The sequence below is a fragment of the Paraburkholderia ultramafica genome, assembly GCF_902859915.1.
GTDB classification, from domain to species: domain Bacteria; phylum Pseudomonadota; class Gammaproteobacteria; order Burkholderiales; family Burkholderiaceae; genus Paraburkholderia; species Paraburkholderia ultramafica.
Map to the genome: position 1 here is coordinate 1 of NZ_CADIKK010000023.1, position 12,279 is coordinate 12,279.

General features: G+C 62.5%; 10 protein-coding genes. 4 read left to right on the forward strand and 6 right to left on the reverse strand.

The features are described 5' to 3' along the window. The 4 genes from HV744_RS22985 to acnA all read left to right on the forward strand — a co-directional run. On the forward strand, positions 1-178 hold a 178-nt coding region (locus HV744_RS22985), incomplete at its 5' end, for a citrate/2-methylcitrate synthase (protein ID WP_281363666.1). A 104-nt stretch (positions 179-282) separates the two neighbouring features. Further along, positions 283-786, forward strand: a complete 504-nt coding sequence (locus HV744_RS22990; RefSeq protein ID WP_175151700.1) for a hypothetical protein — start codon at positions 283-285, stop codon at positions 784-786. Between the two features lie 25 nt (positions 787-811). Next, the gene (locus HV744_RS22995; RefSeq protein ID WP_175151701.1) at positions 812-2,263 is read left to right on the forward strand and encodes a bifunctional 2-methylcitrate dehydratase/aconitate hydratase; all 1,452 of its coding nucleotides are present in this window, start codon (positions 812-814) and stop codon (positions 2,261-2,263) included. 40 nt (positions 2,264-2,303) lie between these two features. Then, the gene (gene acnA / locus HV744_RS23000; RefSeq protein WP_175151702.1) at positions 2,304-5,021 is read left to right on the forward strand and encodes an aconitate hydratase AcnA; all 2,718 of its coding nucleotides are present in this window, start codon (positions 2,304-2,306) and stop codon (positions 5,019-5,021) included. 137 nt (positions 5,022-5,158) lie between these two features. On the opposite strand, the gene HV744_RS23005 is transcribed toward acnA, so the two are convergent. The 6 genes from HV744_RS23005 to HV744_RS23030 all read right to left on the reverse strand — a co-directional run bounded on the left by HV744_RS23005 (position 5,159) and on the right by HV744_RS23030 (position 12,131). Continuing rightward, positions 5,159-6,235 (reverse strand): hypothetical protein, encoded by a 1,077-nt coding sequence (locus HV744_RS23005; RefSeq protein ID WP_175151703.1) that lies wholly within the window; start codon positions 6,233-6,235, stop codon positions 5,159-5,161. After that, on the reverse strand, positions 6,232-7,593 hold the full coding sequence (locus HV744_RS23010) for a sensor histidine kinase (RefSeq protein ID WP_246279153.1): 1,362 nt from the start codon (positions 7,591-7,593) through the stop codon (positions 6,232-6,234). Before HV744_RS23010 ends, HV744_RS23005 begins: the two co-directional genes overlap by 4 nt. Positions 7,594-8,010: 417 nt before the next feature. Continuing rightward, positions 8,011-8,649, reverse strand: coding sequence for a response regulator transcription factor (locus HV744_RS23015; protein ID WP_175151704.1), 639 nt, complete (start codon positions 8,647-8,649; stop codon positions 8,011-8,013). Between the two features lie 114 nt (positions 8,650-8,763). Further along, the gene (locus tag HV744_RS23020; RefSeq protein ID WP_175151705.1) at positions 8,764-9,825 is read right to left on the reverse strand and encodes an OmpA family protein; all 1,062 of its coding nucleotides are present in this window, start codon (positions 9,823-9,825) and stop codon (positions 8,764-8,766) included. 182 nt (positions 9,826-10,007) lie between these two features. Beyond that, positions 10,008-10,847 (reverse strand): ABC transporter permease, encoded by an 840-nt coding sequence (locus tag HV744_RS23025; RefSeq protein WP_175151706.1) that lies wholly within the window; start codon positions 10,845-10,847, stop codon positions 10,008-10,010. A 15-nt stretch (positions 10,848-10,862) separates the two neighbouring features. After that, on the reverse strand, positions 10,863-12,131 hold the full coding sequence (locus tag HV744_RS23030) for an ABC transporter permease (protein WP_175151789.1): 1,269 nt from the start codon (positions 12,129-12,131) through the stop codon (positions 10,863-10,865). Positions 12,132-12,279: the final 148 nt, after the last annotated feature.

Consider the following 12,279-nt stretch of genomic DNA (forward strand, 5'->3'; position numbering starts at 1 on the left):
GTATCACATGATGGGCGTGCCGACGGCGATGTTCACGCCGCTGTTCGTGATCTCCCGCACGGCCGGCTGGAGCGCGCACATCATCGAGCAACGGATCGACAACAAGATCATCCGCCCGAGCGCGAACTACACCGGACCGGAGAATTTAAAGTACCTGCCGCTAAATAGGAGAAAATAGCGGTCACTGTGCGCTTTCCAGGCGCGTGCAGTTCAACCCGCGCGGCCGCCAGGACCGGTAGCCCGCGCAATGTTTAACTGAAACTAGATAGAAAGGTTTTCTCCATGAACAAGCTGATGATCGTCGCCGTGATTGGCGCCCTGTCCACGACGATGCTGACCGTCTCGACCGAAGCCGCCGCGCAAACGGAGACCACCACGAAGCCGGCTGGCAAGGCGGTGGCAAAGCGCCCGCAGCCGAGGCGCCTGATCAAGCGCAAAGAAAACCCGGCCAAGGAAGCGAAGGTTGATCCGGTGCCGGAAGGCTCGGAAAAGTGGTCGTGCAAGGACGGTCTCGCGTTCGAGATGAAGGGCGACATGAAGCGTGACCAGATCGTCACGGTTCACTGGGCGAACAAAAACTACAAACTGCCGCGCGAAACGACCACCACCGGCGCAGACCGTTTCCACGACGCCGCATCGGGCATGGATCTGGTCGTGATCCCGACCAAGGCCATGCTGTTCCAGGACAAGGACAGCTCGCGTCTGGCCGACGAGTGCAAGACGGCAGCGATGCTGGAAGGTTCACCGGCTCCGACGCAATCGAACGCGATCAACAAGAGCAACTAATCACCGTCATCAGGAAAGCTCCCCGATGTCCGCTCCAATTTCCAACGTGCGACCCGACCCGGACCCCGTCCTCGTCGATATCGTCGATTACGTTCGGGATTTTCCGATCGAAGGCACGCTCACGCTGGAAACCGCGCGTCAGTGCCTGATCGATACGCTCGGCTGCGGACTCGAGGCGCTCACCTACCCGGCCTGCACCAAACTGTTGGGACCGATCGTGCCGGGCACGATCGTCCCCAACGGCGCGAAGGTGCCGGGCACGTCGTTCCAGCTCGACCCGGTTCAGGCCGCCTTCAACATCGGCGCGATGATCCGCTGGCTCGACTTCAACGACACCTGGCTGGCCGCCGAATGGGGTCATCCGTCGGATAACCTCGGCGGAATTCTGGCGACGGCCGACTGGCTCTCGCGCACTGCCATCGCAGCCGGCAAAGCGCCGCTGACGATGAAAGACGTGTTGATCGCCATGATCAAGGCGCACGAAATTCAAGGCTGTATCGCGCTCGAAAACTCCTTCAACAAGGTCGGGCTCGATCACGTGTTGCTGGTGAAACTGGCATCGACGGCCGTGGTCGGCCAGTTGCTTGGCCTCACACGCGACGAGCTGATCAATGCGGTGTCGCAGGCGCTCGTCGACGGGCACGCGCTGCGCACCTATCGCCATGCGCCGAACACCGGTTCGCGCAAATCGTGGGCCGCGGGCGATGCGACCTCGCGCGCGGTGCGCCTCGCGCTGATCTCGAAGACCGGCGAGATGGGCTATCCGTCGGTGCTGAGCGCGAAGACGTGGGGCTTTTACGACGTCCTCTTCAAGGGCAATGCGTTCAGGTTCCAGCGTCCGTACGGCTCGTACGTGATGGAGAACGTGCTGTTCAAAATCTCGTTTCCGGCCGAGTTCCACGCGCAAACCGCCGTGGAAGCCGCCATCGCTCTGCACGCGCAATTGAACGCGGCAGGCAAGCGCGTGGAAGACATCAGCAGGATCACGATCCGCACCCACGAAGCGGCGATCCGCATCATCGACAAGAAAGGCCCGTTGAACAATCCGGCCGACCGCGATCACTGCATCCAGTACATGATCGCGGTGCCGCTGATCCACGGCCGCCTGACGGCCGCGGATTACGAAGATTCGATCGCGCAGGACGCGCGTATCGATGTGCTGCGCGCGAAGATGGAATGTGTCGAAGACGCGCAGTTCACGAAGGATTACCACGATCCGGAGAAGCGTTCGATCGCCAATGCACTGACGGTCGAATTCAACGATGGATCGAAGTTCGATGAAGTCGTAGTCGAATACCCGATCGGTCATAAGCGCCGTCGCGAAGACGGGATTCCGTTGCTGGTCGAGAAGTTCAAGACCAACCTCGCGCGGCGTTTTCCGCTCAGGCAACAACTGGCGATTCTCGACGTGTCGCTCGATCAGGCAAGACTCGAAGCGATGCCGGTCAATGAATACGTCGATCTGTACGTCATCTAGTGAAGTACTGTAGTTCCGCGATCAAACCAAGGAAAACACCATGGCCCACAACCTCCACAAAACGCTCAAGGAATTCGACAGCGGTTCCGGCAAAGCCAAGTTCTACTCCCTGCCGCAACTCGGCAAGGCACTGAACATCAAGATCGACCGCCTGCCGGTTTCGATCCGTATCGTGCTGGAATCGGTGCTGCGTAACTACGACGGCAAGAAAATCGCCGAAGAACACATCGAGCAACTCGCCAAATGGAAGCCGACCGCGTCGCGCGTCGACGAAATCCCGTTCGTTGTGTCGCGCGTCGTGCTGCAAGACTTTACCGGCGTGCCGCTGCTCGCCGACATCGCTGCCATGCGCGGTGTCGCGCAACGCGTCGGCAAGAATCCGAAGTCGATCGAGCCGCTGGTCCCGGTCGATCTGGTGGTCGACCACTCGGTGCAGATCGATCACTTCCGCGAAAAGAACGCGCTCGACCTGAACATGAAACTGGAGTTCCAGCGCAACAACGAGCGCTACCAGTTCATGAAGTGGGGCATGCAGGCATTCGACACGTTCAAGGTCGTGCCGCCGGGCGTCGGCATCGTTCACCAGGTGAACCTGGAATACCTCGCACGCGGCGTGCACAAGAAGGCTGACGGCGCGGACACGGTGTACTACCCGGATTCGCTGGTCGGCACCGACAGCCACACCACGATGATCAACGGCATCGGCGTGGTGGGCTGGGGCGTGGGCGGTATCGAAGCTGAAGCCGGCATGCTCGGCCAGCCGGTGTACTTCCTGACGCCGGATGTGGTCGGTGTGAACCTGAAGGGCAAGCTGCGCGAAGGCGTGACGGCCACCGACCTGGTGCTGACCATCACCGAACTGCTGCGCAAGGAAAAGGTTGTCGGCAAGTTCGTCGAGTTCTTCGGCGAAGGCACGCGCTCGCTGTCGCTGCCGGACCGCGCGACGATCGGCAACATGGCGCCGGAATACGGCGCAACCATGGGCTTCTTCCCGGTCGACGAAAAGACCATCGACTACTTCAAGGGCACGGGCCGCACCGACGCTGAGATCTCGGCGTTCCAGAACTACTTCAAGGCGCAGGAGCTGTTCGGCATTCCGAAGGAAGGCGACATCGACTACACCAAGGTCGTCACGCTGGATCTGGGCACGGTCGCTCCGTCGCTGGCAGGCCCGAAGCGCCCGCAAGACCGTATCGAAATCGGCAATGTGAAGTCGACCTTCAACGACCTGTTCTCGAAGCCGGTCGCGGAAAACGGCTTTGCGAAGAAGGCAGCCGATCTGGACGCGCAATACACCACGTCGAACGGCGTCGATGTGAAGAACGGCGACGTGCTGATCGCCGCGATCACGTCGTGCACGAACACGTCGAACCCGAGCGTGCTGCTGGCCGCCGGCCTGCTGGCGAAGAAGGCTGTCGAAGCCGGCCTGACGGTTGCGCCGCACATCAAGACGTCGCTGGCTCCCGGGTCGCGTATCGTCACCGAATACCTGACCAAGACCGACCTGCTGAAGTACCTCGACAAGCTCGGCTTCACGCTGGCCGCTTACGGTTGCACGACCTGTATCGGTAACGCGGGCGATCTGACGCCGGAACTGAACGAAGCGATCACGAAGAACGACATCGTCGCGGCAGCGGTGCTGTCGGGCAACCGTAACTTCGAAGCGCGGATTCACCCGAACATCCGCGCGAACTTCCTGGCCTCGCCGCCGCTGGTCGTCGCTTACGCGATCGCCGGCAACATCACGCGCGACCTGATGACCGAACCGGTCGGCAAGGGCACGGGCGGCAAGGACGTCTACCTGGGCGACATCTGGCCGACCAGCGAAGAAGTCAACGACCTGCTCAAGTTCGCACTGGACGCGGAAGCGTTCCGCAAGAACTACTCGCAGCTCACCAAGAAGGGCGACCTGTGGAGCAAGATCGAAGGCGAAGAAGGCCAGGTCTACGACTGGCCGAAGTCGACCTACATTGCTGAGCCGCCGTTCTTCGGCAAGGACTTCTCGATGCAGCCGGCTGACAGCATCGCCGCTGTGAAGAACGCGCGCGCGCTGGGCATCTTCGGTGACTCGGTCACGACCGACCACATCAGCCCGGCGGGCTCGATCAAGGAAGACTCGCCGGCAGGCAAGTGGCTGAAGGCGAACGGCGTGCAGAAGGCCGACTTCAACAGCTACGGCTCGCGTCGCGGCAACCACGACGTGATGATGCGCGGCACGTTCGCGAACGTCCGGATCAAGAACCTGATGATCCCGGCGAAGGCAGACGGCTCGCGCGTCGAAGGCGGCCTGACGATTCATCAGCCGAGCGGCGAACAGGAATCGATCTACGACGCAGCGATGAAGTACATCGACGCCGGCACGCCGACCGTCGTGTTCGCGGGCGAAGAGTACGGCACGGGCTCGTCGCGCGACTGGGCTGCGAAGGGTACGCAACTGCTGGGCGTGAAGGTCGTGGTCGCACGCAGCTTCGAGCGGATTCACCGTTCGAACCTGGTCGGCATGGGCGTTCTGCCGCTGCAGTTCAAGGGCTCGGATAGTGTGCAATCGCTCGGCATCACCGGCGAAGAAACCTACGACATCGAAGGCCTCGGCGCGGACTTCAAGCCGCAACAGGAAGTGACGCTGGTGATTCGCGGCAAGGACGGCAAGGAGAAGCGCGTGCAGGTGCTGCTGCGTATCGACACGCCGATCGAAGTCGACTACTACAAGCACGGCGGGATTCTGCCGTTCGTGCTGCGTTCGCTGCTGGCTGCTTAAGCTCAGTTCGGTTCAGTTCAGTTCAGTTCAGTTCAGCGATAACGCAAACGGCTTGGCTGTTTTGCAGGGGCTGCGTCCTGTGGAGGGCGCAGCCGACTTTGAAGCCCGACCTCTGGTCGGGCTTTTTTTATTGCCGGTCAGTTTTGACCGTTGGGCGCCTGGAAGGCGGTCGGGTTGTCGGTGATCCGGCGCTGGGTCAGGTGGGCGTTCCAGTCGGCGTTGGTCGGTGCAAGTGCCGGTGTGCCTGCCCGCGCCGTGACGTTCGGGCGCCGTTGCTGCTGCGCGGCCCAATCGAGCCATACGGCCTGCCCGGTTGCGTCGCCGGCGGTGGTGGCGTCGGCAGCGGACGAGCGTGCGGTCCATTCGGGTTGCGTCGATGCGGCGGCCCGCGTGGCCGGGCGAATGGAACGGTTTAGGGCCAGGCGCTCGTCGACTTGCGCTTCGCTCAGGCGCGTGGCTGCCATTTTGCGCTCGGCCTTGACCTTTTTGATGACCTGGCCAGTTGCCGTGTCATAGGTCGACGCTCGCGCAGCCGGGTATGGCTCGAAGTGCTGCGCGGATAGTGCGGGCTTGGCCGGAAGCGCTGCTTGCAGCGACGGCGTGGGCTCACTTCGAAGCGCGGCCTTTGGCGCAGGATCGGCTGGTGCAGGCACTGTCTGTGCAACGGTCGGCGTGACCTCGACGACCGGCTGCGCCGGTCTGGCCGATGCGTGCGGATCAACCACCACCGGAGCGCCCTGCTGGACCACGGCCGGCCGTGTTATCGCCGCCGTTTGCGCCTTATCGGCGTCGTGCGCTGAGCAGGTTGTCAGCAACCAGACGAGCACGATGCCGCAAGCGACGAAGATCGTCGCCCCCAGCACATAATCCGAACGGGACGAACGCTCGCGCGTCTTGTCCATCTCCAGGTAATGTCTGGCTTCGGCCAGCTCCGCATCGAGACGCGCGGAATAGTCGCGTGGCTGCGGCAACTTATAGAAGAAGCGAAACTTTTGGCCCGGCCCAGACAGACTGTGACGCGTCAGTGGCGTCCAGCGTCGCACGGCGTCCTGAATTGCCTGTTGCGCCGCGGTCGATGCCATCGGTTGCGGTCGACGCTGCGTTGCGGCTCGCGCCGGCCATCGATACACGCCGTACGGCGGCGGCAAGCCACGGAGCAACCGCGCATTCGGCAACGCCAGATCGCCTTGAATCAAGGCCAGCGGTCGGTTCATGGTTGAGTGTTCCGGTATGCGAGGGGCGGCGTGTCGAGTTGCTTGACGAGGTTTCTGGCGCGCTCGATCAGCGCGTCAATCGAGCCCGTGCTCTGTTCCAGGGGCGAAGCGCTCGCGCGTCGCAACGCCTCCATCAAACCGAGCGCGCCGACGAGACCCACCGCGCCGCTCAATCGGTGCAGCACAGCGTGCAGATGATCGGGATCGATCTGGCGGCGCCCCAATACGCTCAGGCGCGCCAGGTCGTCGCCCATCGCACGGCGCCAGCCGTCAAGGAATGTGGGAAGGTCGACCCCTTCTTCGGACAGTGCGTCCAGATAACGATGCTCAAAAGGCTCCAACGGCGCATTTGGAGATGAGTCTCGTGGCTTCGTGGCTAGCGGGGAAAGCAGCGCCGGTGTATGGCCGCGAGACCGTCCCGAAGATGGCCCCCACTGTTCGACGCTGAACGGCGCATTGAAGCTCGCGCGAGCACCCGCATTCGGGCCGTTCGTGATCGAAAGCTCGCCCTGCATACGCTGCGCAAGCAAGCGGCAGAGCGGCAAGCAGGCATCGGCGTCGACTTCGGTGGCGTCGGGCCGCTTGCCCGTATCCGGGTTATCGGCGGTGAAACCGGAACCCTGCTGTTGCACGGCCGATGCGTTCCTCGCACCCGTTTCCATCACGCTGATGAGGATGCACTGCGAGCGTGAATTCACCGGCTCGGTACGCACCACGAGCACGATCTCTCGATGCGTGTTGAGCAGGAGCGTCCGGTTCAGCAAATGGAAACAGAGTTGGCCGAGTCGCGCGCGGTCGGCGAGAATCGTTTCGGCTACCTGACGATCGATGCTCGCACTCAGACGCAAGCCTTGTTGGGTCGCGGACGGCGCCAACAGCGCGATGACGCCGTCGATCAGCTCACGCAGGTTCGTGGCGCTTTCGTCGATGATCAACGCGCGCGATTCCAGCGGCGAAGTATCCAGCAGATCGTTGAGCGTTTGGCTCCAGGTGCGCACCGCGGACCGGATCGCCGGCCATTGCTGGCGTGGTGCGAACGATGCGGGGGTCGTGTCGAGCGAGTCGAGTAGATCCGCGACAGCGGCCAATGACGCTTCCACATAGCGGCGCGTTGTGCTGGGAAGCCAAGGCTGCCCGGGTATGGCGGCGGTGCTTGCCTGTTTGGTCGCTGCGACGCAGGCGGCCTGCTCTCGCGCTTCAGCGGCTTCGCAGCGGCGAGCCCACTCGTCCGCGATTTGTTTGTGTTTGTCGGCCGCTCGCCGCAACGCTGCTCGAGATAGGCACGCGCCAAGCAGCGCGATGAGCGCCGCGACCGCCAGCGCCAATGCCAGCGCCGAGAACCACGGCTGCCGCGTCACTGCCACGTCCTGTGCGTCCCGTACCGGCCGCTCAGAGGCGGCGTAGCCACTGACTTTCGAAACAGATGAGAAAGCTGTTGTGCCAGCAACGGCGCCTCTGCGCGCCAGGACGTCAGGGGCCGGTTGCTCAACGAGGGGCGCTATGTCGTGCGCGCCCGACGCTGCTGCCTGACGCGAATCATCGGCGAGCACGACGTGCGACGCGTTGCCAACTGACGGTGCAGCATTGGCGCGTAACGAAAGCACCCACAGCAGTGCAAACGCAAAGAGACAACCCGAAAACGTTGCCAGACGAATTGCAGTCCGCCCCGCACGATGAGCGTGAGAATGAGAAAAATCGTCGACGACGCGCCGCGCACGACGGCCCGTACCGACAGAAGAACCCGGCAGGCTCATATTGTTCATAGCCCGCAAAACTTAATCGATCAACTTATGCAACGAAGCAAACTCGATCAGCGCCGCCAACGACGACAGTCCGAGCTTTTCCTGAATGCGGCTCTTGTAGGTGCTCACGGTCTTGTCGCTGATAAACAGCGCGTCGCCGATCGCTTTGTTCGACATGCCTTTCGAGAGCATCTGCAGGATCACCAGTTCTTTATCCGACAGCAGCCTCACCCGCTCTTCTTCGTGGCCGGCCACACCAACGGGGGGCGTGATGCCGCCGCCGGTGGCCGTCACCGGGAACACGGTGTAGCCGGCCAGCACGGCCTCCACGCCGCGCATGATCTCCTTCATTTCCTGCGACTTGCCGACAAAACCGTGGACGCCGGAGCGCATCGCGCGCGGCGCGAACGTGGCAGGGTCGTGCCCCGACAGCACCAGCACCCGGATCGACGGATGGACGAGCTTCAGGCGTGGAATCACGTCGAGCCCGCTGATGCGCGGAATATCCAGATCCAGGATGGCGAGTTTCGGCGTGTGTTGGCGGGCCATTTCAACGGCGGTCTGTCCGTTGTCGGCCTCGATGACTTCTTCGATGCCCAGCAACTGCTTGAGCTGCATCTTGATGACCATCCGGAATGCCGGGTGGTCATCGATAACCAGAATAGTTGACATGTGTGCCTTCCCCTTGAAACCATTCCACGCCGCACGATGCTCGTCATCGTCAGGTCTGAAGATGTATCAGGCCGTGCAGCGCGCTTGCTCGTTTTGATTATCAGTAAAGCGGACCTAGGAAGCCGCGTCTGCAAGATCTATCTCGACCCGGCGATTCGGTGCGAGGCATCGTACCAATTCGTCGCGCTTCGTTTGCCGGCAGTCGACCCGCTGATTCGCGCTGCCTTGACCCTGCACAATAATCGGCAAGGTCACGCCACGCGTTCGCAGATACTGCTCAATGGTTCGCGCACGCAGCAACGACAGGCGCCGGTTGTATGCGTCGCCGCCGAGGCGGTCGGTGTAGCCGGTAATCTTCAGCTCGCGCGTGGCCGGCACCTTCTTCAGATCGATTGCCACCGCATTGAGCCGGAGCTTGCCGCCGGGCAGTATCGCGGCGGTGTCGGAGCCGTCGAAACGGAACAGCGAGTCGGCCCGCAGCGTGATTTTTTGCGGCGACGCTGCAGCCAGTGCCGACACGGACATTTGACCAGCCTGCTTGCATTGCAACGCTGTTTCCGCCGACTTGCGCAAGTTCTCCCGTACCTCGGGCAAGCGCTTCTCCGCGTTGGAAAAGCCGCGGGTCCACGCGTCATGCCCGGCCTGCATCAGTTCGACTTCGGCGCACGCGAGCGGCGGCTGTGCCTGGGGACAATGAACCACGGCGGAGTCGGCCTTGATCGCATTGACGATATTCCACAGATCGGGGCGCACCGTGGACACGGTACGTAGCGTGGGATTGACAGCGGAGATCGGCGTGCCGCGCTCGAGGCTCATCGTGATCATCGCCGCCTGGCCGATCGCTTCTTCGACGAAGCCCCAGTCGTCATGCGCGTCGCGCGCCTGGCGGGCGGCATCGATCCAGCATTGGGCCTTCGCGTGGAAATAGTCGGTCTTTTCGCCCGACACCTGATCGAGCCGCGCCTGCAACGACGCCAACATGGCGCGCGTGCCCTTGATCGACGCGTAGGTGTTGATCCATTGCGGGTTGGCCGCGCCCGCGGCTTCGTTCTGAGTGGCGCCGAGGCCGGTTTTCAGCACGCTCGGGTCTTCGATGCCGAGCCGTTCACGCGCGGCATGGTCCGCGCAGCCGGTTAAGGCCAACGCGCACACCAGCGTCGTTAGCGGGAATTTCATGGCCTGTCTGCGCCGAGCGCATTGTTTTAAATAAGGCTCAGAGTATGCAGACCCGCGGACCCATCGGGAATGGGAACATTCTTAGAATCGCGTCAGAGAATTTGCCGATCACGACGCAGGCCGGGAAGCGGCTGTCATCCCCGCTTTTAATCCCCGCTTTTAATCCCCTCTCACGGCCCCGCTCAAGCCCTGACCGCCCGCGCGGCATTGCGCCCCCGCAGCCATTCGAGCGCCAGCAACAGGCACGTCGAGAAGACGATCAGAATCGTGGCCAACGCGGCAATGGTCGGGCTGATGTTCTCGCGGATGCCCGTGAACATTTGCCGCGGCAACGTGGTTTGATCCGCGCCCGCGAGGAACAGCGTCACGACCACTTCGTCGAATGAAGTCGCGAACGCGAACAGCGCGCCCGAAATCACGCCCGGCGCGATCACCGGCAAGGTGATGCGGAAGAACGTCTTCACCGGATTCGCACCCAGCGACAGACTCGCGCGCACCAGGTTGTAGTTGAAACCCTGTAGCGTGGCCGCCACCGTCGTCACGACGAAGGGCACGCCGAGCGACGCATGCGCGAGGATCAGGCCGATATAGGTATTGGCGAGTCCCAGCGGCGCAAAGAACAGATACATGCCGACGGCGACCACCACCACCGGCACGATCATCGGCGAGATCAGGATCGCCATCAACAGGCCTTTGCCGCGGAAGTTCGCCTTGGTCAACCCGATCGCCGCCAGCGTGCCGAGCACGGTCGCGACCACCGTCGCCGACGGCGCGACAATGAAGCTGTTCTTCGCGGCCATGCGCCACTCACTGGACGCGATCAGGTTCTGATACCAGCGCAGCGACCAGCCCGGAATCGGATACACCAGGAACGTGCTCGACGAAAACGACAGCGGCACGATCGCCATCACGGGCAGAATCAGGTACAGCAGCGTCAGCACGACCAGCACGCGCAGCGCGAAATACCACACGCGTTCGACCAGCGACGTATGCGGTGCGAACAGGGGCTTGGCAAGTTTCATCGCAGTCGGCTCCGTTCAGCCCAGGCTCAATGACGAACGCGTGAAGCGTCCGTAAATCACGTACAGCACGAGCGTCGCGGCCAGCAGCAAACCGCCGAGCGCGCACGCCATACCCCAGTTGATCGTCACGTTGGTGAAGTACGCGACGTAGTAGCTGACCATCTGATCGTTCGGACCGCCGAGCAACGCCGGCGTGATGTAGTAGCCGATCGCCAGAATGAACACCAGCAGCGCGCCCGCGCCGACGCCAGGATAAGTTTGCGGCACGTACACGCGCCAGAACGCGGCGAACGGATGGCTGCCGAGCGACACCGCAGCGCGTTGATAAGTGGGCGGAATCGACTTCATCACGCTATACAGCGGCAGGATCATGAATGGCAGCAGAATGTGCGTCATCGAAATGTACACGCCGGTCCGGTTGAACAGCAGCGCGAGCGGATCATGCAGCAGGCCGCTTGCGAGCAGCGCTTTGTTCACCAGCCCTTCGCTTTGCAGAATGACGATCCACGCGGCAACCCGCACAAGGATCGACGTCCAGAACGGGATCAGCACGAGAATCATCACCAGATTCGCGCGCCGCTCGGACAGCGTCGAAATCCAGTATGCGAGCGGATAGCCGAGCAGCAGCGTGAAAAAGGTCACCGCCGCGCCGATCACGAAAGTGCGGCTGAACACCTTGAGATAGATCTGCTGATCGGGATCGGTCGGGACGATGCGGCCGAACGCGTCCTGCTTGTGATCCAGAGAAGCCAGCAGATAGAACGGCGAAAACGTGCTGGCGTTTTTCGCAATGGCCTGCCAATACGCGATGTCGTTCCAGCGTTCGTCGAGTTCGACGAATTTCGCGCGCAGCTGGGCGGGCGTCAGTTGCTGGGGCTGGCTGTTGTCGTCGACGAACGGCATGGCACGCGCGGACTTGGCGACCAGCGAGCGATAACCGGGAATTTCCACGTTGAGGCGCCGCGCTAGCGCGCCCATGCCGTCGCTGTCGGCGATCTTCGTGAGGTCGGTCGCGAGCGCGACATATGCGGCATCCGGCGGCGGCGTCCTGCGATCCCAGCCGCTCAATGCGCTCAGCGTATGCGGCAAGGCGTTGGCGACTTCGGGATTCTGCGCGGCGCGCGTCAACAGCGCGCCGATCGGCACGACGAAGATCAGCAGCAGAAAGATCGCGAGCGGCGCGATCAGCAGCAGCGCCATCGCTCGCTTTCTGGATTCCGCGGCCTTCAGTTCGCGCTTGAGCCGGCCGGTTGAATCAGGCGTTGAATCGGCGGCAATCGTCATCGTGGTCACACCTGTCTCCTGTCGGCTGGAGTTAGCGCTTCAGCGCTTACTCCAGCCCCATGCACCATCCCGCGCGCCTCCAGCTTCGGCCATGCGCGCGCGTTTCATTACATCGATACAGCGCGGCTTCACTCACCGTGTATCCGCG